At 50.5% G+C, this 23,219-nt stretch carries 22 protein-coding genes; 15 read left to right on the plus strand and 7 right to left on the minus strand.

All coding sequences use genetic code 11. The annotated features are described in order from the left end of the window. Positions 1–2: 2 nt before the first annotated feature. A complete protein-coding gene (rpmB, locus tag ATORI0001_RS00125; protein ID WP_003148357.1) occupies positions 3–191 on the minus strand; it encodes a 50S ribosomal protein L28 in 189 nt (62 codons plus the stop codon). A gap of 240 nt (positions 192–431) precedes the next feature. On the opposite strand from rpmB, the gene ATORI0001_RS00130 reads away from it, so the two are divergent. The 14 genes from ATORI0001_RS00130 to ffh all read left to right on the plus strand — a co-directional run bounded on the left by ATORI0001_RS00130 (position 432) and on the right by ffh (position 15,346). Next, a complete protein-coding gene (locus ATORI0001_RS00130) occupies positions 432–779 on the plus strand; it encodes an Asp23/Gls24 family envelope stress response protein (RefSeq protein ID WP_003148588.1) in 348 nt (115 codons plus the stop codon). A gap of 48 nt (positions 780–827) precedes the next feature. Next, positions 828–2,501 (plus strand): DAK2 domain-containing protein, encoded by a 1,674-nt coding sequence (locus ATORI0001_RS00135; RefSeq protein WP_003148739.1) that lies wholly within the window; start codon positions 828–830, stop codon positions 2,499–2,501. 15 nt (positions 2,502–2,516) lie between these two features. Beyond that, complete coding sequence (recG, locus tag ATORI0001_RS00140; protein ID WP_003148661.1) at positions 2,517–4,679, plus strand: ATP-dependent DNA helicase RecG; 2,163 nt, start codon at positions 2,517–2,519, stop codon at positions 4,677–4,679. Beyond that, positions 4,676–5,338 (plus strand): 16S rRNA (guanine(966)-N(2))-methyltransferase RsmD, encoded by a 663-nt coding sequence (gene rsmD / locus ATORI0001_RS00145; protein ID WP_003148638.1) that lies wholly within the window; start codon positions 4,676–4,678, stop codon positions 5,336–5,338. The genes recG and rsmD overlap by 4 nt, the downstream gene beginning before the upstream one ends. Then, the gene (coaD, locus tag ATORI0001_RS00150; protein ID WP_003148437.1) at positions 5,325–5,834 is read left to right on the plus strand and encodes a pantetheine-phosphate adenylyltransferase; all 510 of its coding nucleotides are present in this window, start codon (positions 5,325–5,327) and stop codon (positions 5,832–5,834) included. The genes rsmD and coaD overlap by 14 nt, the downstream gene beginning before the upstream one ends. A gap of 116 nt (positions 5,835–5,950) precedes the next feature. Further along, positions 5,951–6,448 (plus strand): SPFH domain-containing protein, encoded by a 498-nt coding sequence (locus ATORI0001_RS00155; protein ID WP_003148242.1) that lies wholly within the window; start codon positions 5,951–5,953, stop codon positions 6,446–6,448. A 5-nt stretch (positions 6,449–6,453) separates the two neighbouring features. Next, a complete protein-coding gene (locus tag ATORI0001_RS00160) occupies positions 6,454–7,017 on the plus strand; it encodes a YceD family protein (RefSeq protein ID WP_003148815.1) in 564 nt (187 codons plus the stop codon). 169 nt (positions 7,018–7,186) lie between these two features. Beyond that, positions 7,187–7,366: a 50S ribosomal protein L32 gene (gene rpmF / locus ATORI0001_RS00165; RefSeq protein ID WP_003148393.1), complete on the plus strand. Its 180-nt coding sequence runs from the start codon at positions 7,187–7,189 to the stop codon at positions 7,364–7,366. Between the two features lie 90 nt (positions 7,367–7,456). Then, positions 7,457–8,443 (plus strand): phosphate acyltransferase PlsX, encoded by a 987-nt coding sequence (gene plsX / locus ATORI0001_RS00170; RefSeq protein WP_003148347.1) that lies wholly within the window; start codon positions 7,457–7,459, stop codon positions 8,441–8,443. Between the two features lie 74 nt (positions 8,444–8,517). Then, a complete protein-coding gene (locus ATORI0001_RS00175) occupies positions 8,518–8,754 on the plus strand; it encodes a phosphopantetheine-binding protein (protein ID WP_003148422.1) in 237 nt (78 codons plus the stop codon). Between the two features lie 17 nt (positions 8,755–8,771). After that, on the plus strand, positions 8,772–9,503 hold the full coding sequence (gene rnc, locus ATORI0001_RS00180) for a ribonuclease III (protein WP_003148485.1): 732 nt from the start codon (positions 8,772–8,774) through the stop codon (positions 9,501–9,503). Between the two features lie 10 nt (positions 9,504–9,513). After that, positions 9,514–13,062, plus strand: a complete 3,549-nt coding sequence (gene smc / locus ATORI0001_RS00185; RefSeq protein ID WP_003148598.1) for a chromosome segregation protein SMC — start codon at positions 9,514–9,516, stop codon at positions 13,060–13,062. After that, positions 13,062–13,967 (plus strand): signal recognition particle-docking protein FtsY, encoded by a 906-nt coding sequence (gene ftsY / locus ATORI0001_RS00190; protein ID WP_003148760.1) that lies wholly within the window; start codon positions 13,062–13,064, stop codon positions 13,965–13,967. Before smc ends, ftsY begins: the two co-directional genes overlap by 1 nt. Then, a complete protein-coding gene (gene ffh, locus ATORI0001_RS00195; RefSeq protein ID WP_003148614.1) occupies positions 13,967–15,346 on the plus strand; it encodes a signal recognition particle protein in 1,380 nt (459 codons plus the stop codon). Before ftsY ends, ffh begins: the two co-directional genes overlap by 1 nt. A gap of 32 nt (positions 15,347–15,378) precedes the next feature. On the opposite strand, the gene ATORI0001_RS08095 is transcribed toward ffh, so the two are convergent. Both ATORI0001_RS08095 and ATORI0001_RS00200 read right to left on the minus strand, forming a co-directional pair. Further along, positions 15,379–15,573, minus strand: coding sequence for a TraX family protein (locus ATORI0001_RS08095; protein ID WP_155811527.1), 195 nt, complete (start codon positions 15,571–15,573; stop codon positions 15,379–15,381). Between the two features lie 157 nt (positions 15,574–15,730). Further along, entirely contained in the window at positions 15,731–17,527 is a 1,797-nt protein-coding gene (locus ATORI0001_RS00200; RefSeq protein ID WP_003148458.1) for a L,D-transpeptidase family protein, read from the minus strand. 121 nt (positions 17,528–17,648) lie between these two features. Between ATORI0001_RS00200 and ATORI0001_RS00205 the strand changes: the two genes are divergently transcribed. Further along, positions 17,649–18,527, plus strand: a complete 879-nt coding sequence (locus ATORI0001_RS00205; protein ID WP_003148489.1) for a TrmH family RNA methyltransferase — start codon at positions 17,649–17,651, stop codon at positions 18,525–18,527. On the opposite strand, the gene ATORI0001_RS00210 is transcribed toward ATORI0001_RS00205, so the two are convergent. From ATORI0001_RS00210 to ATORI0001_RS00225, 4 genes are read right to left on the minus strand one after another with little or no spacing between them, the layout of a single operon-like run. Beyond that, positions 18,522–19,667, minus strand: a complete 1,146-nt coding sequence (locus tag ATORI0001_RS00210) for a glycosyltransferase family 8 protein (protein ID WP_155811515.1) — start codon at positions 19,665–19,667, stop codon at positions 18,522–18,524. The two genes, ATORI0001_RS00205 and ATORI0001_RS00210, sit on opposite strands and share 6 nt — an antisense overlap. Positions 19,668–19,684: 17 nt before the next feature. Next, positions 19,685–20,527 (minus strand): TatD family hydrolase, encoded by an 843-nt coding sequence (locus ATORI0001_RS00215; protein WP_003148414.1) that lies wholly within the window; start codon positions 20,525–20,527, stop codon positions 19,685–19,687. Beyond that, positions 20,520–21,269, minus strand: coding sequence for a tRNA threonylcarbamoyladenosine dehydratase (locus tag ATORI0001_RS00220; protein WP_003148688.1), 750 nt, complete (start codon positions 21,267–21,269; stop codon positions 20,520–20,522). Before ATORI0001_RS00220 ends, ATORI0001_RS00215 begins: the two co-directional genes overlap by 8 nt. Before the next feature lie 60 nt (positions 21,270–21,329). Next, positions 21,330–23,048 (minus strand): ABC transporter ATP-binding protein, encoded by a 1,719-nt coding sequence (locus ATORI0001_RS00225; RefSeq protein ID WP_003148570.1) that lies wholly within the window; start codon positions 23,046–23,048, stop codon positions 21,330–21,332. Positions 23,049–23,219 lie beyond the last annotated feature (171 nt).

Here is a 23,219-nt window from a genome sequence, read left to right on the forward strand (position 1 = left end):
CGTTAGCTGCGTGCAATCTTTCCGGACTTAAGGCAACGGGAACAGACATTCATCTTTTTGCGCTGTCCGTCAACAACGACGGTAACGCGCTGGATATTTGGCTTAAATGTGCGGGTCACCGTGCGATGAGAGTGCGAGATAGAACGACCAGCAACAGCGTGTTTACCGCAGAAATCACAAACCTTTGACATGACAACGACCTCCATAAGGCGTGGATATAACCATCCGCGCGAATTTCCAAATTGCCGAACTACTATACCACAGCTGACCTCGTATGCAACCGGGATCTTTGAGTTCATAGATCTCGAACAAACTTTACATTCTCCGCACTTGTTATTTTTTACATGATGCTTCTTCTGTGCAGGTATAGACGTGGGGTATAATCGCTGTGATTCTTTTTGATTCAGGAATCAAACGAGAGGAGTAATTGCATGGCTTCCACTGTTCCTGGAACGCTCAAAGTTTCAAACGACTGCCTTGCCGATCTTGCAGGATATGCCGCTCTTGAATGCTACGGTGTCGTTGGTATGGCTGAGATTGATGAACAAGCGGGCGTTGCACGTCTTTTACCTGCATATCGCCTGCGAAAGGGCGTAGATGTCTCATCGTCGTCTCAAGGCGTATGTGTCGATTTGCATGTTGTGGTTGAGCAGGGCGTCAACATGGCATCTGTTGTCGACAATCTTTCGGCCTCGGTGAAGTTTTTGCTCCGTCAAATTGCCGAGCTTGAAAACGTCAAAGTAACCGTTCACATTGAAGCAATGCGCGCTTCTCGCTAATGTTTTGCGCGCAGATTCAATTACGATAAAGAACTGAGGTCTTCAAAGATGATTTCAACTGTCATCCGTACCTGTTTTCCGGCGGCTGCGCTTGCGGTTGCCGATAAGGCAGAAGAGATTAATAAGCTTAATGTGTTTCCAGTACCGGATGGCGATACTGGAACCAACATGTCTTTGACATTGGGAACGGTCGTGCGAGAAGTGCAAGACCTTCCCGCAGATGCCTCTATGGAAGACATTGCAAAAGCAATTACTCACGGCTCACTTATGGGAGCACGCGGAAACTCGGGCGTTATCACAAGCCAGATTCTTCGAGGCGTTGTCGAGGGTTTGTGTGATGTCAAAGATCCCGAGCACATTAAACCAAAAGACATTGCGCATGCATTTCGTCGGGGTAAAGAAGTTGCATTTAAGGCGGTTCGTAAACCGGTTGAGGGAACCATTCTTACCGTTTTGAAGGATGTTTCCGCAAAAGCCGACTCTCTTGAGAAGTCAAAACTGACGCCGGTTGAGGTTTTGGACGCGCTTGTTGTTGAGGCATACGAGTCGGTGGCAAGAACGCCTGATTTGTTGCCCGTCCTTAAAGAGAACGGTGTCGTTGACTCAGGTGCCTTTGGATTTGCAACGTTTTTTGAAGGCTTTGTCAATGCCGTTCAGGGAAAGACGGAGCTCTCTGATTTTAAGACAACCGTAGGCACCGATGATGCCAAGGCTGCCGCAAGTGCAAAAGTATCCATTGAGCTGAACGATGACTGGGAGGGCTCCGAGTTTAGGTACTGCAACGAGTTCCTCTTCCATGCAAATGACGCAACGTTTGATGAGAGTGCGGCTCTTGATTTTCTCTCCACCATGGGCGATTGTGAGCTTTTAGTGGGCACAAACCCCGACTATAAGGTGCACGTACATTCCAATACGCCTGACAAGGTATTGCACTATATGCTGCAATACGGCCAGATTTTTGAGGTCTTTATCCACAATATGGATCTTGAAGCCAAAGAACGTACCGAAAAGATCGCGGAAGATAAAAAGGCAGCCTCCACCCCCAAGGCTCCTCATAAGAGCCTTGGTTTTGTTGCCGTATGTTCGGGCAGCGGTTCTGAGTCTATTTTGAAGTCTTTGGGTGTAGACGTGGTTGTTTCCGGCGGACAGACCATGAACCCCTCAACGGCTGATATTTTGAGCGCCATTGAAGAGGCAAATGCCGACAGCGTTATTGTGATGCCCAACAACTCCAATATCCGTATGGCGGCTGAGGCTGCGGCGTCTGCGTGTACCGATGTGAAAGTGGCAGTCATTCCAACAAAGTCAGTGCTTCAGGCGTTTTCTGCCATGTTTGTGGTTGATACCGAAGCATCGCTTAAAGACAACGTCGCCGCTATGACCGAAGCTTCCGCGAATATTCGCTACGCCGAAATAACCACTGCGGTGCGTGATTCCACTGCGGCAAATGGGGATCCTATCCATAACGGAGACGTCATGGGTATCCAAGGCAGCTCGATTGATGTTGTAGGCCATGACGTTGATGACGTTACTTTGCGGCTTCTCTCTCAGATGCAGGAGGAGGAAGAGGGAGACACGCTTACCCTTCTTGCGGGTTCCGATATGGATGATGTGCACTTCTCGGCACTTACAAAGCGTATCGAGGAGGCATTTCCTGACTTGGAGGTTGACGCGCATCGCGGAGAACAGCCTCTCTATCCCATTATTTTCTCGCTAGAGTAAGCTGAGCAGGCTGGTATGGAATCTCGCCCCAGCATAGGTGAGGCTGCCGACCGTATACAGAAAACCTGCTCGTTGGGTGATGAGGTTGGCTGTCTTCGTTATGTTACTGAAAATCGTGCCGAGGCGCTTGGGCGTCTCGGCATTTCGCGCGTGAGCGATCTTTTGGTACATATCCCTCATCGGTACCTCGATTTTTCCTCTGAGACGAGCATTGCGTATACAACCATAGGCACCGACGTTACCATACGGGCAAAGGTTGAAAAAATAACCGTTAAGCATCCGCGTCCGCGGATGAGCATTGTTGAAGTTGAAGCAGTCGATGCAACCGGCGTGATGACGGCGGTTTTCTTTCGCCAGCCGTGGGTGGCACAGCAGCTTCACGAAGGAGATGAAGTTGCCTTTTCGGGCACCATGACCTTTGCGTATGGCTTTCATCAAATGAAAGCTCCGTTTTTCGAGGTCATTACCACAGAGTCTGAGAAAATGAAGTCGCATGCCAAGATTTTACCGGTGCACCCTGCAACGGAGGGGATAAGCCCCGCTTGGATGCGGCGTATTATATCGGCCGCGTTGGCAGATCAAGGAGACGTTCTCGACTGGCTGCCCGCACGCCTGGTGGCTTCTCGTGGCTTCATGACCCTTGCGCGTGCGTTGCGGGAGGTCCATTTTCCCTCCTCAATGGCGGCAGCCGAGAGAGCCCGCCGCCGTCTTGCCTATGACGAGCTGCTCTGTCTTCAGATGGCACTTCTGGCGAGAAGAACCTTTGAATGTGAGGGTGACACTCCTTTTGCCCATACGATAGACGGATCCAAGAAGCGTGCCCTTTTGGCGGCTCTGCCCTTTGAGCTCACTGAAGAGCAAAGAACTGCTGCACACGACATTCTCCACGATATGGCAGCTCCGGAGATTATGAACCGGCTGCTTTTGGGTGACGTTGGTACCGGCAAGACGGTAGTTGCCGCTCTTGCGCTTGCTGCGGTTGCCGATTCCGGTACACAGGCAGCCATGATGGCGCCAACGTCCGTGCTTGCAAAGCAATATGCCGAGAAGATTGGCCCGCTTCTTACGGCGGCAGATATACCATGGGCGCTGGTAACAGGCTCCACGCCTGCCGCAGAGCGAACGGCTATTGAAAACCGTCTTGCCACCGGTGCCATTTCCGTCATTTTTGGTACATCTGCGCTGCTCTCTGAAGGCATAAACTTTCGCCAGCTAACGCTTATCGTGATTGATGAGCAACATCGCTTTGGCGTGAATCAACGGAGTGCGTTGAGAAAAAAGGGAAGTGGTGTTGATCTTCTCGCCATGACGGCAACTCCTATCCCTCGTACGCTGGCACTTTCCATCTATGGAGATATTGCCCTGTCGCGTATTGCGCACCGGCCTCTTGCGGGGGCCGGTCTCAAAACAGAACTGCTGCAGAGCAACAATCTTGACCTTGCGTATGGTGCCGTCAGGGATGCGGTGGCAGCCGGGCAACAGGCGTACGTGGTGTGCCCCTTGATTGACGAGACTGATGAAGGTACGAATTTGGATGACGTGCCTCCTAATGTTCAAACTCAGACAAAGCTGCATTCGGCTCTTGCCACGTATCAGGCACTGCAGCGTGGCGTGTTTTCCGATCTGCGCCTTGGCATTTTGACGGGACGTATGAGCTCCGCTGAAAAAGACGAGGTGATGGAGAAATTCCGCTCAGGGGATTTGGACGTTTTGGTTTCAACAACCGTCATTGAAGTTGGTATTGACGTACCAAATGCAACCGTCATGCTCATCTATAACGCGGATCGCTTTGGCTTGGCAACCTTGCACCAACTGAGAGGTCGCGTTGGGAGAGGTTCTTTGCCGGGGAAGGTTTTTCTGAATTCCGATGCGAAACGTGGTACATCTGCTCGACGTCGACTTGCGGCACTTGAGGCCACTGCCGATGGATTTAAGCTGGCCGAACTTGACCTAAAGCTTCGTCGTGAGGGAGAGACGTTGGGGTACAGGCAGTCCGGTAACGCAACGCTCAAGATTGCGGATTTATATGGGGATGCCGACATTATTGAGACTGCATATAAGGATGCACGCTCCCTTTATCGGCGCGACCCTGAACTTAAAGAACCTCAGCATCGTACCATGGCCTTGGAGGCACAAAATCGCTTTAGCGCATATTTTGAGGAATTGGGGCGTATATGAGGATTGTGGGAGGCAAATGGCGGGGGAGAAACATTCAACCTCCAAAAGGATACGCTCTTACGCGACCCACGGCAGAGAGAACCAGAGAGGCCATAGCGTCTTCCATTCTTGCCGCCTTTGGCCTGAATTTGGAGAATGTCTCTGTTCTGGATGCCTTTGCCGGCTCCGGGGCTATGGGGCTGGAGCTGCTTTCCCGTGGTGCGTCGCACGTTACCTTTGTCGATCAGGATCGAAAAACCGCTGCGCGTATCCAAAAAAATGCGCAATCACTCGGAGCACGTGCGCAAGAGGTGGATGTTTTATGTCACAATACGCTGCGCCTCGCGGAGCGCAAAATCCTTCCCGGAGCTCCCTTTGACATTGTCTTTCTCGATCCTCCGTATGCCTTTGAAGGAGCGCAGATAAGCGCGCTTCTCGATAGTCTTGTTGCGGTGGGCACCCTTGCCCCGAACGCTCTTATCGTGTATGAACATGGCGCCGCAACTTTGGGTATAGCGCAAGAGTCGATGGTTTCGGTTAAGTCAAAACGATACGGAATTGCGTGTGTTGATTTTATGAGATTGCGCATAGATCATCAAAAATCTTTAGGCGAGAAGAGCGTGGCGACCGAAGATAAGATCCGCAACCAAGCTGAAGGAGAAATTTGTGGAGAAGATTGATCATGTGGTTGTGCCGGGAACTTTTGATCCGGTAACAAACGGACATTTGGATGTCATTAAGCGCACAAAACGCCTTTTTGGAAAGGTTACGGTTGCAGTGGCTTCTTCTCGAGACAAAAATGGCGTAGGGACAACCTTTTCTCTTGAAGAACGTGTGGAGATGTTGCAGAAATCTCTCGGTGAGGCCAGCATTGAAGGGGTCAGTGTTGAGCCGATGAGCGGACTTTTGGTGGAATTTTGTCACAATCACGGTGCGGGTGGTGTGGTCAAGGGACTGCGCGCAATGACCGACTTTGAATATGAGCTTCAACAGGCTGATTTAAATGCTCATTTGGCACCTGATATTGAATCGATATTTGTTATGTCAAGTCCCGCATACGGATATGTTTCGTCCTCAATCGTTCGTGAAATTGCCTCGATGGGAGCGGATGTGTCTTTGTTGGTTCCGCTGTGCGTGGATCGTGCACTGAAAGCTCTTCACAATTTCCAAAAATAATATGAACCGCGTATAAATTGTTCATATTCTGCTACTATTCATAAAAGGCGCATTATGTACATAAGCGTTATCATCATGATGTAGCTGGTTTTGTAGATGTATGAAAGGAGTCCTGGATGCAGCCAGGTGAAGAAATCGAGAGCCTCGTATCGGAGCTTGAGCAGCTTGTCAGTGAGGCAAAATCACCCCTTATGGACAGCGGTCAGAAGAAGATTATTGATGCCCAGGATTTCTACGAGCTTTTGGACGAGATTCGCCGTGTCTTCCCCGAGGAGTTTACAACAGCTCGTCGCATTATCAAGGAAGAGAACGAGACGCTCGATCGGGCACGTACACAAGCCGAGTCCATCATTGCTGACGCACAGCAGCAGGCAATGATTTTGGCCGGTGATCAAGAGGTGGTCCGTCTCGCACAGCAGCAGGCTGACGGAATCAGAGACCAGGCAGATCAGTATGAGCGGGATACTCGCTATAACGCTGAGGAGTATGCCGATACCGTTTTAGCTCATCTCGAGGAGAACCTGAAGTCGCTGACCAACTCAGTTTCGCGCGTTCGTCAGACGTTGGATGAGAACTCCGGTCCCCGTAATACAACAAATAACGTCAACTGGTAAGAGTAATGAAACCAATCATTGTCTCCATCGACGATCGCTTGGCCAATCCCGGCGAAGCGTTGCCGTATGCCGGACATCTTGATGAAGACACGTATACCTTAGGGGAGCATACCTTCTCTCTGCCTAAGGGCATCGATTACGATCTTGTGCTTACCAACGCAGGTGAGGGGATTCTCGTTACCGGCATACTTAAGGCACATGTCGTCGGCGAATGCGACCGTTGCCTTGAGGCTGCGACGATGGATATTGCGGCAGAGGTTGATGAGTATTATCTCTTTGAGGAGCCGATAAACCCGGCCGATGACGAGGATGAAGCCGATTATTCGCTCGTGTCATCTGACAGAACCATTGATCTTGCCGATGCTCTACTTCCTTCTCTGGTCATGGAAACACCCTTTGTGGTGTTGTGTAAGCCCGATTGCAAGGGACTTTGCCCGGTATGCGGAGCCAATCTTAATGAGGGTGATTGCGAGCACGTTGCTCAGCTTGAACACAAGCGCTCAGAAGACGCGCGGGCAGCAAATCCCTTCTCGGTACTCGCAAATCTTACGTTTGACGAAGAAGAGTAACCGAAACCGGATAAAACCGGATGGAATCCAAAACGTGTGAATCTGGATAAATTGCGTTATTTGTGTTCAAAATGCCCTTATACGTGGTATAGTATCCAACGCATGAAATTAGATGGGTCGCGTCCCTGTAAGTATGGGACGCTTGCAAGAAAGTAAGAGAGGTTCCAAGATGGCAGTACCTAAGCAAAAGAAGGGTCGCGGCGCTACCCACACTCGTCGTTCCGCAAACAGCAAAGCTTCAATGCCCGCACGTTCCGTTTGCCCCGAGTGCGGAGCACCCAAACTTCCGCATCATGTGTGCCCCAATTGCGGTCACTATAATGATCGTGAAGTCATTGTTACTGAGTAGTTCTCAGACAGCGTAAGTTCAAGGAGGCTGTCCCGTTTGGGTCGGCCTCCTTTTCTATACAGGTCTATACGGATCTGTGAAGGAGACTATATGCCCACAATTTGTGTTGACGTTATGGGTTCCGACCAAGGACCTTCGGTGGTTTTGGAGGGTGTGGAGCGCGCCCTTGCAAAAGATGCAGAGCTTGTGGTCCTTCTTGCGGGGAGCGATGAAGAAGTAACGCCATTTGCCGAGAAGCACGATCGAGTCCGCACGGTAGTGAGTTCTGAGGTTATTGGGATGGACGAACATCCGGCAAATGCAGTGCGTCAAAAGAAGGATGCAAGCATTGTACGTGCCGCTGCCGCGGTAAAGCACGGCGAGGCTGACGGACTCTTTTCTGCGGGTTCAACCGGTGCGGTGTTGACGGCAGCCACCTTTGGTATTGGCCGCCTCAAGGGTATCAAGCGCCCTGCACTTGCGCTTATCCTCCCCGGTCTTGACGGACATAGAACTGTTTTTCTTGACACGGGCGCCAATGCAGACGTAAAGCCTGAGTTGATGGTAGATTTTGCTCGCATGGGAATTGCATATGCACAGGTAGCACTTGATATCCAAGAACCTTCTGTGGGACTTCTCACAAACGGAGCAGAGGACACAAAGGGATCAGAGCTTACGCTTGCCTATCATGACATACTTGCTCATGCAAAGGTCAACTTTAGCGGCAACGCCGAGGGAGTTGATCTTTTAGGGAGCCGCTTTGATGTGATTGTGGCGGACGGTATGACCGGCAATGTGGCACTTAAGTCCATTGAGTCAACAGGTCGGTTTATTTTGAGTCGCATTAAAGACTCGGTGGGCGCGTCTAAAAAGGCGGCACTTGGAGCCTTGCTTCTAAAAGACTCTCTTAAGAAAACCGCGGGTGAGCTTTCCGGAGATACCGTTGGCGGGGCGGTGCTTTTGGGGCTTTCGGCGCCTGTCATAAAGGCACACGGATCAGCCGGCGCAGGTGCGGTCTGTGCGGGAATTTTGGCGGCAGCCACGGCGGTTCGTGGCAATCTTGTGGGAAAGATTACGGAAGCAATTCAGGTTGGATAGTTCTCATGTTCCATGAGGTTCAACACGGGTAAAATTGCATTGTCTATGTTTGCTGTGAGTGCAAGGAGAGTGTAATGGCAGATACCAACACATTGGAAAAAGTGATTGCCGTTGTCCGTGAAACGCTTGATATTGACGAAGATACCGAGCTTGATGAGACAACTTCGTTCAAAGATCTTGGTGCCGATTCGTTTGATCTTCTCCAGCTGGTTACCGATCTTGAGCAGGAATTTGACATGACGTTTGAAGTTGAGAATCTTGATCAGATCGTAACTATCGGAGACGCTGCCGATGCCATTGACGAAGCGTAAAGACAGGTGCTGGTAATTTGAAGACGTATGAACGTATACGAGCAGCTGAGAAAATCTGTAATCATGTTTTTAAGCGAAGGGATCTCATAGAAGCCGCCCTTACGCACCCTTCTGCCGTTGAAGATAAGCCCGTTTCTGCATCGTATGAGCGTCTTGAGTTTTTAGGCGATTCAATTTTAGGCGCCATCGTGGCAACGGATCTTTTCGAGCGCTACCCCGAGATGGATGAGGGAGAACTCACACGGCTGAAGATTTCTCTTGTTTCAGGGCACACCTTGTCTCTCGTTGCCGAAGCACTCGGAATCGGACCGTTAATTATTACGGGCGTATCTGAAAGAGGCACCGGTGGGCGCGGTATGCGCTCTGCACTTGAAAACGTGTATGAATCCATAGTAGGGGCTCTGTATCTTGATGCAGGGTATGAGCCCACTCATGAATTTGTGATACGGACGCTCGCCCCTCATATCTCTCCGGCATTGGCTGAGCGCTCGGTGAGCCCTAAGTCTCGCCTGCAAGAAGCAGTGCAGGCAAACGGCAAATCAACTCCTGAATATGAACTTGTGAGTGAATCCGGCCCGGCTCATACGCCAACTTTTATTTCGGTCGTGTCAGTGGACGGATGCAAGGTTGGCAGGGGACAAGGACACTCCAAAAAAGCGGCGGAGGCGGCTGCGGCTCAGGATGCCCTTGTTCGCCTTGGCGTTGACGCAGTACCGGTTGATTGTGATGCCGATATGGGCTTGAAGTAGGGGGTTTCAGTTGTATCTCAAGGCGCTCACGCTGAAAGGCTTTAAATCGTTTGCGGATAAAACTCATATGGTTTTTGACCCGGGACTGACCGTAGTGGTTGGCCCCAACGGTTCGGGAAAATCAAATGTTTCTGACGCAATCCTTTGGGTGTTGGGTGAGCAGAGTGCAAAAATGCTCCGTGGGCAGGCAATGGAAGACGTTATCTTTTCGGGTTCGTCCGCACGAGGCGCAGTGGGCGTCGCAGAGGTTACGTTGGTTCTTGATAACGCCGACCACACGCTTCCCATTGATTTTTCCGAGATTGAGATTACGCGGCGTATGTACCGATCGGGGGAGTCGGAATATCTCATCAACGGAGCTCCGTCGCGCCTTATGGACATTCAGGACATTTTGCATGACTCCGGCCTTGGAAAGGATACGCATTCCATCATCTCCCAGGGCAAGCTTGATTCCATCTTATCAAGCCGCCCGGAACAGCGTCGAGAACTCATTGAAGAAGCAGCAGATATTTCAAAACATAGGCGCCGAAAAGAGCGAGCAGAGCGCAAGATTGGAGCCATGGATGAAAATCTTGCGCGCGCTAAGGTGGTTGCCCGTGAGATACACCGTCAACTGAAACCGCTTGAAAAGCAGGTAGATAAGGCGTCTCGGGCAAAAACACTTCAGAAACAATTGTCCGAACTCACCGTTCAGCTTGCCGTTGATGATCTGCGTCAGTTGCAGCGCAACCATGCAAAACTTATTGAGAAACAAAACGAGACAAACGCAGCTATTGAGCTGGCACAATATCGCTCAGACGAGAAGGCTAAAGAGCTTGAGAAGCTACAAGCTTTGCTTGAACAAAAAGGTCTTTTTGTTGGTGATTTAGGCGAGCAGCGCCGTCGTATGCAGGATGTGCTTGGTCGTATGGGCTCTGATATGCGTCTTTTGGAGGAGAAAGGCAAGAATATGGTTTCTCGCCTTTCTGACATGCGCATGCAACTGTCCACTATGGGAAAGCAATACCAAGAGGTAACGACGGAATCCGAACGTCTTGAAGAACAGCTCCTGCAAGTTTCCGCTCAAAAGAAGGAACTCATACGTACGCAAGAGATGCTTGAAGAGGCCTCTCGGACAGCCGTTGCAACGCGCAAGGAGCTTGACCGTAAACTTCAACGCTTAAACGCCGAGCAGCGCACTTCTCGCTCAATTGCCGATAAGGAAACGCTTGCTCAGATAAAACTTGAAGAGCAAATTACAAACGCGCAGGTTGAAGACGAGATGTATGCATCTCGACTGACCCAGATAGAAGACTTTATAGAGACTACGACGGAGGCACTTGCCGAGAGAGTGACGCGTGAAGCAGATGTGAGTGCCCGCCTTGAAACGGCACGTCATACGGCCGAGTCCTTGGCGGTAAAAATAAGCGAGAATACCGCTGCCTTGAAACAGGCACGTATGCGGGAGCAAGAGGCAAGTCGTGCGCAATCGGATGCCGAGGCAACGCTTGCGGCACTGCAATCTCTTGATGTTGAAGTCGCTCAGACAAGCCCGCGCGCTTCTGCGCTTGCCGGCGATGCGGAACACGCACATCTGATACAGGGGAGGCTTGCCGATTATATTGAGGCAACCGATTCCAGCCTCGAACCCTTGATCGAGCGTCTTCTGGGCGACGACTTGGCTGCCTTTGTAACCGGCTCCGATGTCGCGGCTCAATCGCTTGTGCAGGCGGCGCTTGCACAAACTGATATTGAGGGCCAAGCGACGATTGTTTTGCCCACGCACGCATCCGCAAAGTCCGCGCCGGACGACGCAGACGGAGAGGCACTTCTCTCCAAACTTCGTGTCGATCAAAAAGCGCAACCGCTCCTGGAGGCAATATTTGGCAATGTGCGCGTGGTAAAAAACGTAGACGCAGCACTTGTCGCCCATAAAAAGCTTCCGGAATATACCTACGCAACCCGAGATGGCGTTGTTGTCCTTCCGGACGGCCGCCTCATCATAGGAGACGCGACGTCTGTGGAAGCGGGCTCTCTTGAGCGCAAGCGTCGCATTCGCACTCTGAAAAAGGACATGGACGCCCTTATACGCGCACATACCCAAGCACATGCTGCAACCGAACAGGCGGAAGTGGAGCTTGCCGAGTCACGCGAGAAGAGCGCCGCCGCAAAAGGAGAAGTCGCTCGTCTTTCGGGAGAACTCTCTTCGCTTTCGGCGGAGCGAGGCCGTCTTGAAAATCAGTTGACGTCTGCACAGGCGGAGAAGAGCCAGGTTACGAAGGCTCGCGCGGCCGCTGCTGAGCATGCAAAAGATGCACGAGCCCATATTGAAGAGCACAGACGCTCGGCACAAGAAGCAAAAGAGCAGACCCAAGAGCTTGAGCAACAGCTGGCTGACATAAAGGCTCAACACGATGAGGCGGTGCGCTCCCAAGGTAAAACGTCACATGAGCTTTCCGAGGCCCGTATGAAGCGTGTCATGGCCTCTGAGCGCTATGATAACCTGACTTCCCGTACATCTGAGCTTGCCGTCCGCGCACAAAATCTCAAACAGCAAATTGAGGCAACCGAGCAGGCTTCTCATGCGCTTGAGGTTATTCGTCTACGAGTTGACCCTCTCTATGATCGCTACCGTGCACTTCATGCCAAGGCACTTGAGTGGGCTTCTCGCTTGAAGGATCGAGCTTCGCTTGCCGAAGCCGATTCAGAGTCGCTCCGCACCACGATTGGCGAGGCAAAAGACGCGGCGAGCGCTGCGGCCGCCGATCTTGAGCAGGAACGAAGCCGTGTAAATGAAGTGAGTGTTGAGCTGGGTCGTCTTGAAGTTCAGGTGGAAAATGCAATTAACGCCATTGTGGGTATGGGAGCCATCCTTGATGAGGCGCTGCAACTCCCGGAGCCTGAAGACAGGGATGCTGCGGAGCGCACGATAGCCCGCTTAACCCAACAGCTTGCAAGTATCGGCCCGGTGAATGAGGTTGCAATGGATGAGTATCTGCGTCTCAAAGAACGAGCCGACTATATTGGTGAGCAGGTAGAAGACTTAGAGGCGGCGCGCGCTTCTCTTAAGAAAATTACCGCCGCTATTGAGCGAAAAATGCGCAATCGTTTTCTGGTTGTTTTTGAAAAGGTCAACCAGAATTTCTCAGCGGTCTTCTCGATGCTTTTTCCGGGTGGCCATGCCCATATTGAAATGACCGATCCAGAACACCTTGCCGAGACGGGCATCGAGATTGTGGCGCAACCGCGTGGAAAACGTATCACAAAAATGACACTGATGAGCGGCGGCGAGAAGAGCCTTACGGCGCTGGCGCTTCTTTTTGCTGTGTATCGCACGCGGACCGTTCCGTTTTACGTATTTGATGAGGTTGAGGCAGCGCTTGATGACGCAAACCTCTCCAAGTTGCTTGACGCAATCGAGCAGCTTAAAGAAGCCACGCAGCTTATTGTTATTTCGCACCAAAGACGTACCATGGAGCAGGCGGATGTTCTGTACGGCGTGTCCATGCAGGCAGACGGTGTAAGCCATGTGGTTTCGCAGAGACTTGATCACACAACCGGAAAGGTGGTTGATGCCTGATGGGCTTCATGGACAACCTTCGTCGAGGACTTGAGCGTTCCCGTGAGACGATCAATGAGATTTTTTACATGGGCGGTGAGGTTACCGAGGACTTTTGGGATGACCTTGAGGATACGCTGGTAATGGGTGATATGGGTGCTGAGGTGGCCATTCGTGTGACCGATCACCTTCGGGAACAGGCAGCCAAAGAAAACCTTACGCGCTCCCATCAACTTCGCAGTGCACTTATTGAGAGACTTTCCGAGGAGTTTCCGCGTGCTTCTCGAGATCCTTTTGTTGATACTCCGTCCATCGTCCTTTTTGTGGGCATTAACGGTGCCGGAAAGACGACTACGGTAGGTAAGCTTGCGGGGCGCGCACAGAGCGACGGTGTGCGCGTGCTGATAGGAGGAGCCGATACGTTTCGCGCGGCAGCGATTGAGCAGCTTGAGGTGTGGGGGAGTCGCTCCGGCGTTGAGGTTGTGACCCGCGAGCGGGGAGCGGATCCGGCAAGCGTTTGCTATGACGTCATTGAAGAGGCCGAGAAGCGCGGCTCTGAGCTGGTGCTTATTGATACCGCAGGACGCCTGCATACGTCGTCCGATTTAATGCGGGAACTTGCGAAGGTGGTTTCGGTCACGCGTAAGCGTGCGGGCATAACGCCGGTAAGCGTGGTTTTGGTTATTGATGCCACAACCGGTCAAAATGGCTTGAACCAGGCCAAAGAGTTTAACGATGCGCTGGATCTGGACGGGCTGATTGTTACCAAACTCGACGGTACTGCAAAAGGCGGTATTGCGCTTGCTATTTCTCACCAGCTCAATTTGCCTATTTACCGTATCGGTGTGGGCGAGTCCATTGATGATTTGCAAACCTTTGATGCGCATGATTTCTGTGCAGCACTCGTGGGCGAAGGAGTTCAATAATGTTTAACAGCCTGCAAGATCGCCTCAAAAACACTTTTGACGCGCTGCGTGGCAAGGGTCGTCTTACGGAGGATGACATAAATGTCGCCATGCGTGAAATCCGTATGGCCCTTCTTGAGGCCGATGTTAACTATCGCGTGGTTAAGAATTTTGTCGCCCGCTGCAAAGAGCAATGTCTGACGGCTGAGGTGCTTGATTCGCTGTCTCCCGCCCAAAACGTCGTGCGTATCGTACTTAATGAGTTGACATCCCTTTTGGGATCTACCGAGTCAAAGCTTACGCTGGCTCAAAACCGCATTCCCAACGTTATCATGCTTGTGGGTCTTCAGGGTTCGGGAAAAACTACTGCAGCAGCGAAGCTTGCGTATCTTTTGAAATCCGAGGGAAAACATCCGCTTTTAGCGGCCTGTGACGTACACCGTCCTGCGGCGGCAGATCAGCTTGAGACTCTTGGCTCAGAAATTGAAGTACCGGTGTATCGCGGAGACGGACGTGATGCCGTGGCCATCGCGTCTGCGTCCATTCAGCAAGCCGTTGATAACATGAACGACATCGTGATTGTCGATACCGCCGGTCGTCTTCAGATTGATGAAGAAATGATGCAGGAGGCTGTTGCCATCAAGCAGGCAGTCAAACCCGATCAGATTCTCATGGTTGTGGACGCCATGACCGGACAAGACATCGTGAACGTCGTAACCACGTTTGCCGAACGCGTGGATTTTGACGGCGTCATCATGTCAAAACTTGACGGCGACGCCCGTGGCGGCGGAGCTTTGTCTGTTCGAGAAGTTACCGGTAAACCCGTAAAGTTTGTTTCCATGGGCGAGAAGCCCGATTCGCTTGAGGTCTTCCATCCGGATCGCATGGCAAAGCGCATTCTTGGTATGGGCGATGTCATCTCCATCGTTGAGCAGGCCCAGAAAAATGCCGATGAGAAGCAAGTTGAGGATGCGGAGCGTATGCTTCGTGAAGGCTTTACCATGGACGATCTGCTCGCTCAAATGCAGCAGATTCGTAAAATGGGTGGTCTTGCAAAGCTGATCGGTGCTCTTCCCGGTGGAGATCGTTTGATGTCTCAGCAAGGAGGGCTTGACGATAGTTCTCTTGGACGTATTGAAGCCATCATTCACTCCATGACAAAAGAAGAGCGGATGCGGCCTAAGATCATTAACGGCCAGCGCCGCAGACGCATCTCGGATGGTTCCGGTCGTACCATTCAAGAGGTCAATCAGCTTATTCGTCAGTGGGGCGAGATGAATAAGATGATGGGGAAGATGAGAGCCATGACGCAGAGCGGCAACGCTAAGAAAGGTCGTCGTCAAATGGAAGCCATGATGCGCAATATGGGCTTTGGAGGAGGACAGCTACCTAAGTTTTAATGCGACATGCGGAGCTTATGGATAGCCATGCGTTAGCGGCTCATGACGTAGGAAATAAGATATAGAATGTAAATATGAGCGGGGTAGAAGAGGTAGAAGAAGTATTTTGAGCCCCTACCGCGTTCTCCGTTATAGAGCATGATGGAGAAGATCATCATCCACTCATAGTTTGTGGTGAAGAGATTACTGAAGGTCAATCCGGTTGAGACAATTGCGGCAAGTGCGATGGCTCCGCACTAAACCCATTCAAACCTGCGAAGAACTTTCAGCTGAGCTTTCGTTATTCCAACGCATACGCAACATATAACATCAGGACCATCTGTGGAACAGGTGGTCCTGATGTGAAAATGGAGCTTTTGATATGAATGATATGAACTTGTAACGCTAGTAATGGATGACGACGGGGTCTCCGTCTTTTGCGATATCAAAAAGTTTTTCAGCGTCGTCATAACTGAGATTAATGCAGCCGTGGCTTCCGCCCGTCTTATAAATCTGTCCGCCGAAAGCACTACGCCACGGAGCGTTGTGGAAGCCTGCCTCCTGACCCTTGACACCAAGCCAGAAATCAACCTTGGTATCCCAACCGGGACGTCCGGATTCATCATTGGGTCCAAGAAGTCGTGCACCACGAATATGGCTGGTAATATCCCAAACGCCTTCAGGTGTATTGTGATGACCATCAGGAATGCCGGTAACCACATCAGCTTCCCAGATGATTGAACCATTGTCATCGTAGAGGCGGGCGTGCTGCTCGGAAAGGTCAACGTCGATGTAGCGCTTACCCCAGTCCTGTTTGCCGGGGTCATAGGTAACGGCAGACTGAAGACAAGGAACATCCACGGTTGGTTGTGCCGATCCGCTCTTAATGGCATTGATAATGGCATCTGCCGTTGCGTCGCCATCGATGGACCAGCCGTAGTGACCGGCAGCGGCGGTTGTGATTTCTTTTCCGTCGGGACGTGTATAGGTACGGGCTGTTCCCTTGGAGTCAAGCTGTTTTGAGAGATCTCCATGGGCATAATCTTTAATTGCCTGCTCGTTGAGGGTTACGTTGAGATTCTCATCAAAACTAATCCAAGAAGCTACCTGATCTGCCGTAATTGCACCGGCGTCATTGTTGCCAAGTTTAAGTTTTGGAGCTGCGGAAACATAAGCATTTGCGGTTGCAATGGCGGTGTCAATTTCTTTGGCGCTTAAAACAACACTGTCGTCAAGCTTGATGTCTTTTTGAAGAGAATTGAATGCCTGTCCAACCTCTTGATCCACGGCATCGGGGGAGAGACGCATGGCTCGTGCTTGCTCAGACATCGTAAACTTTCCGGAAGCCGAGTCAAACGTAATGCCATTGTGGTCCTGCTCGCCTGCAGCGGCGGTACCCTTCTGTATAATCTCGTCAACATATGCTTTGAGCTTATCGTGATCATAAGAAGCGGTACCAACCGGCTTTAAGTCGCGAGACTTAAAGATTTCCATGGGCCATGCCCATATATTCTCTTGTGATTTGGCGCTTTCGGCGTACCCTTTACCATCGTAGGTAAGATTGATATCAGAGGCCTTAAGGGTAAGGTCAACTCCATTGCCGGAGATATGACCCGTATAGTTTGAAGCATCAGATTCAATTGAGGTTGCGAGAGCCGAAGTTGGCTTCAGCGAATAATCGGTGCCATATATTGTGGTATGTGGCAGGAAAATAAAATGAAAGAGAAGTACGCCTCCAAAATAAATCACCGTAAGTACGGCAAGAAAAACGACGGGAATAAGCCAGAGCTTACGCTTCTTTCGAGGTGCTTTGTTCTCAGAGGTCTCAAGAGGTGGCATGTATACGGTTGCCCCATCGTCCAGACTCGTGGCTGTAGCGGTAGCTGAATCACCATCCGTATCGGAGGCGGCAAAGGTATTTGCGTCTATGTGGGGAAGAACGGACGTATCAATCTTGTAGCGCTCTACGCTTTGAATTGCGGTTGTGGCACTTTTGGCATCTTCAATGTGAGATGCATCAGTGTCAGATGCAGCGTTAGATTCTGATCCAGAGACCTTCTCGCCGGAGTCTGCGCCAAGTTCCTGGTGAGTCTCTTGATGAGAAGGGGCGGTTTCATCGGTATGAGATAGAGTTTCCTCGTCTGAAAGATGCTTTGGCTGGGATTCAAGAATCTCATTACTGTCGGCAAAATGCTTAGCCACGCGAACTCCTGTCTAGCTCAAACTTTGGTGGTAAGGTACGTTTAGGATAGTTGTCGCACCAATACGCTATTCTAAGATATTTAGGTGGGCTTTTATTTGGAAATCTTGAGGAGAATGTGTTGTGAAAAAGTTTCGTGTGAAAAACGTAGACTCATTTGAGGATTCGGAGGTTGGTGTATACGCCCATCTTACCAACAATCAACTGCGCAATCGTCTTGATCCGGCTCATTCGGTAATGATCTGTGAAAGTCCTTTTGTGGTTGAAGTTGCCTTGCAAACCGGACAAGTTCCATATAGTTTTTTGACAGATACTGCACATATTCTTCAAGCTTCAGAAATTCTTGAGCGTTGTGGATGGCACCGGTGTACACAGGACCAAAACGTTATTCCGCTTTTAGTGATGCCTCCACAAGAGTTGGAGCGTTTGGTGGGCTATAAGATCACGCGTGGCTTACTTACTGCTATGGAGCGCCCACAGGGAGCTTCAATCACTGAGACTCTTGGCAAAGCGCGCACGGTTGCGGTGCTTGAAAATCTTGTGGACGTAAGCAATGTGGGAGCGGTTTTCAGAAATGCTGCAGCGCTTGATGTGGATGCGGTTTTGTTGGCACCACATTGTGCTGACCATCTGGCTCGGCGGGCAATTCGTGTGTCAATGGGTACGGTATTTCAGGTACCCTGGGCGCACGTGCCGGAGGAGCTTTGGGTTGAAGGTCTTATGCACATGCTTCATGAGGAAGGTTTTATTACTACGGCGCTTGCACTGACGGATACGGCAGTTCCTCTCACGGACATCAAGCGTACTTCTTCGTTGGGAAAACACGCATTGTTTTTTGGTTCGGAAGGATACGGTCTTGATCAACGCACTATTGAGGCCTGCGATCAAACGGCAATTATTCCGATGTCTCATGCGGTGGATTCGCTTAACGTGGCCGCTTCAAGTGCCGTTGCGTTTTGGGAGCTCTTTGCAAGGAAGGAGCAAGCGGTAGTGCCCTTATAGGTTGCTGCCGCCCAGCTTGCTATAGGTATCAATGACGCGCACCCGTGTTGTTGATCCCGGTGGGCATACGCGGTCAAACAGCGGCAAGATGCCGCGGAAAATAATGCCCGACTGAACACGATGTGCAAGACCCTTGGCGGTTCTTCTCGATTCTTCCAGTTGCGAGCGGAGCTCTTCAAGATAGGGAGAACGGCGTGCGTAGAACCAAAAAAGCCCTGCCAGATCGGAGTTGGGATACAACCAGGGGCGGTTGTCGGGTCCGGCGTAATGTACGATGCAGAGGTCTGAGCGAGCTTCGTCGTACTCCTCGCGAACGTCTTTTGGAGCCTGTGCCACAATGTGTGTGCGGCGTAAGAACTGCCAGTCTGCAAGGTAGTTCCACTTCATGGGGATGCGCAGGTAATGGCCATTAATCAAGCGATTCAGCACGTCCTGATCAAGCCAGCGCCAGTTGCGCATGGTGGCAACTTTGAGAAACTCTTCGGGAGCAATGGAAGTGCGGATTTCGGCAAGGTTCATCAAGATAACGCCCGCTTGGAAGTAGTCATGCGGATCGTTCATGCCGAGCTCATCTTTAAGGTATGGACCCACAGTCGAATCGTAGCCGTCAATCTGACCGATGGTATCGGCATCGCGTGTGGCCGCTACAAGGTATCCCGTAACATCAATGTCAAAAAGTTCTGCAACATCGTGGTTGACGACCAAATCAGAATCAAGATAGACAGCCTTGGCAACGTTTGGTAGAAGCGATGGTGCCAAAAGGCGAAAATAGGTCTCGGGGCGAAAATGGCCGTGATGAGGAAGTTCAATATCACCCAAAGCCGCATCAACATCCAGAAAACCGATGCCTACATTGGGCGTCACCTGACACTGGCGCGTTAAGGTAATCATGCTTGTGGGTGAGAGATCACGCGTGAGCACGATTACGTCATAATTGCGATTTAAGCTGGCGTTTTCAATGATTGACTGTACGGCAACAGAGAGATACGGCACAAAGTTATCGCTACAGGCAAAGACAAGCACCACGTCATCAAGGGCAAGTCCCAACTCATCAGATGAGCTGGCAAGCATTGCGCCCGGAAGCGGACTGCGGTTGGTGGCGAAGCTCCGCGGAGGAGTTGTTTTGCGTAGTTTTCTCATGTATCAAACTTTAGCACTTACGCGCCAAATAAGGTTGCGGCGTTGGTAATTACTTCATCTTGTACGTCATATCCGCGAGCTTGACTCAACCCCCTGCAGGCTCGCTCTATGCCGGCGAGAAGATCCTCGATGCTGCATGCTGGATGTTCAGACGAAGGCAGATCTGTTTCCGTAAGCAAGCGATCTGCCGGGTAGACCTTTGCGTACTCACGTCCTTTGCCGGTCTTGAGACTCTTCTCGCCAACGGAAAACCAGCAGCCGGCTAAAATGGCGCGATGCAGTTGATTCGATGAGCCACTGAACCAGTGCAAAATGGCTCGGCACCTGTTAAGCGCTTTGGTTTCTTCTAGCACATCGAGCACCGCATCAACACTTTTGACTGCGTGAATCGAAAGAATTTTGGGTGCGTCGTCGGCAGGGATTTGAGCGACTTTGCGACAGATGCTTTTGAACGCATGAAGCTGGCGCTTTCGCACTTCGGCATCATTGAAGCGAGAAGAGAAATCCAAGCCAATTTCACCAATAAAGCGCACGTCAGATATGGTGTCGAGCATCATTTCTATATCGGCCTTACTTACCCGACCATCCGCAATCCACCACGGATGGGCTCCTATGCCAATACGGATTCCCGGTGCGGTTGGTTGGTTGGCTCTACCGGTGAGCATTTTGGAAGTGTTGGAAAAATCGGTAGGAGAGACCCCACAGGAAAAGAAACCGAAGTTATGAGACGCGGCACTTCTCGCCACCTCACCTGCGGTAGGCATAAGATCTAGGTGCACGTGAGCGTCGAAGTAATCAAGTGCGGCAATGTCTTGAGCAAACACGGTGTTGCTTTGAGAGGTTATGGGTTCGTTATACACGATTTTCCTCGCTTTGGTTCAGACCCGTCAGATGCAAGATGACATCGCTTGCAATCAACTGTCCCATGATGGGTGGAATATAGGACATGGTACCAAGTTGCGCAGCCTTGCCTTCAGCGTCTTTAGGTGCGAGAACCTCTCGTGCCGGCTCGGGCGAATATACCACGCGAAAATCGCTCAGACCGCGCTTGCGAGACTCTTTGCGCATAATGCGCGCCAAGGCATCGTCATGAGTTTGGGAGAGCATGGAGACCTTAAGTAATTCGGGATGTATCTTGTTGGCGCCTCCCATGCTGGAAATAAAATACACACCCCTCTCCTGAGCCCAGCGGGCTGCCGCAAGCTTTGCAGATACGGTATCGATGGCATCCACAAGTACATCGGGATGGGGAAGTGTATCAAGCAGCGTAGACGTGTTGTCTTTGAGAAGAAACGCATCGAGGGTTTTCACCTTAGCAGCAGGATTGATGTCTAAAATGAGGTTACGGGTAGCATCCGTCTTTTTTTGGCCCAAGGTATGCACAAAGGCGATGGCCTGCCGGTTGAGATTACTCGCTTCCACGGTATCAGCGTCTACCAGTACAAAGTGACCAATCCCTCCGCGCGCAAGTGCTTCTACGCAATTTGACCCGACGCCTCCAAGGCCAAGCACCATGACGCAGGCACTTTCAAGACGAGCAAGACGTTCGTGTCCAAGAATCAGCTCAAGCCGTGCTGTTGCGTTTGGGATCTGCTCTGCCATAGGTCTCCTTGGGTAGAAATAACTGCTGCTTAGTATACCTTTTAAGCATACAGTTTTATCCTACTGTTCAAGGGTGTAGAGAGCCTTAAAGTAATCGTCATGGGCCATAAGCTCATCGAAGGTTCCCTGTTCAACAAGGCGTCCATCCTTCATCACCAGGATCTCGTCAAACTTTGTAAGCTGAGCTTCCTCTAAGCTGTGTGTGATTACAATGCGAGTGGTATCTGTGAGGTTTGTGATTGAGCTGATAATTTGGTCTGCAGTCGCATGATCAAGGGCAGATGTAGCCTCATCCAAAAGGAGCACTTTTGAACCTTTGAGCAGGCTTCTGGCAATGCAGATCCTCTGGCGCTCTCCACCGGAAAGATTGGAGCCGCCTTCACCACAACGGTAATCAAGACCGTTCTTTTCGATAAATTCGGCGAGACCAGCGCGCCTGCAGGCGTCCATAACGGCATCTTCAGGATGGTTTCCGAACATGGTAATGTTGTCCTGTATAGAAGCATTAAACAGGAAGTTTTCCTGCTGCACGAGAGAGACGTTTTGATAGAGTGATTTCTTGTTGATACCTTTAAGTTCAAGTCCATCATAGAAGATGTTGCCTTGATACGTTAAATAGCCTCCCATGAGTAGGTTAAACAGCGTAGATTTTCCAGAGCCCGAGGCACCTACAATGGCATAACTCTTTTTGGGAGCAAATTCTACTGTGATATCCCGCAGTACAGGCGCATCCTCTTCGTAGGAGAAAGAGAGGCCGCTTACGGTAATCCCGTGTTCTACTGTATTTAATTCGTCTGCTCCCTCGGATTCTTTGTTACTGGCAAGAAGATCTGCAAACTTTGAAATCAAATCATTTGATGCCTTACGTGCCGCAAGTATAGGAGGTATGGTTTGAAGAGGGAGACTGATGTAATTCATAAGCAACGTTGCCATAAGAATGACACCAGGGGTAACACCTTGGTTTGTGATGCAGAGGTATGTACCGGCAATAAGTACAGCCCATTGGGAGAGGCCAAATGCGCTCCAGCTGAGAATGTTGATAAAAATTGAGGTTCTTCTACGTTCTCTCTTAGTAGTTTCAAGTGCACTATTATCCGCTTTGAAGAGTTTTAAGGCAGCCTTTGAGGCCCCGTAGGCTTTTATTAAAGGAAATCCTTTTACGAGATCGGATACTTGAGCGATAAATTCACTAGCTTTTTCTGACGATCTTTTCTGAATTTCACCAAGAGCGCCTCCCAGTTTTACGCTGATTATGAGAGGAAGAATTGAAGCTGCGATAGCTACAAGCGTTAAAGGTACGCTTTGCACTAGAAGCATGATGAGGGCTACGACAAAAGAGATACTGTCAGCAGCTAGAGTAAACATGTCTTCGAGATACGTTGTTTCGATGGAGTTCAGATCATTAATAAGTGCAGATATATATGCAGAACTTCCATCCTGTTCGAAGGAGTTAATTCCCTTTTTGAGCATGTATTTGAAGGCGACGTTTCGATATGAATTGGCAGCATGATAGAGGTACTCAGGAACAAAGTATCGGATGATAAATCTATTGACTATTGCTGTGACTGTTAGCATGGCAGCAAAGATGCAACCGCGTATAAAGTCATTCGTTGAGCCTGAGACGGCGGCATTCATAAGGACTGAAGTGATGTATGGAGAGCAGACAGTTACAAGATCGAAACTGGTCTTAAAGAAAAATGAGCCAAACAGTAGTCCCTTATTGTCCCAAAAAAGGCTTCGTCTGAGTTTATACTGAATCTCTTTTGCGTCGTCGTTCATATAATCCCTCTCCAAGCTCTCTCAGCCATTGGTATATTCATTTCGAATCTCCTTTTATGGAGAGATTTGAGTCTTGTTACGACAATACAAAGCTATCATTTTTTGGATTAGTTGCAGAATCTTGTAATAGATTTGTAATGCCACTGAAAACGTGAGGATTATCTTGTTCTT

The organism is Lancefieldella rimae ATCC 49626 (genome assembly GCF_000174015.1).
In the GTDB taxonomy this organism is placed as follows: domain Bacteria; phylum Actinomycetota; class Coriobacteriia; order Coriobacteriales; family Atopobiaceae; genus Lancefieldella; species Lancefieldella rimae.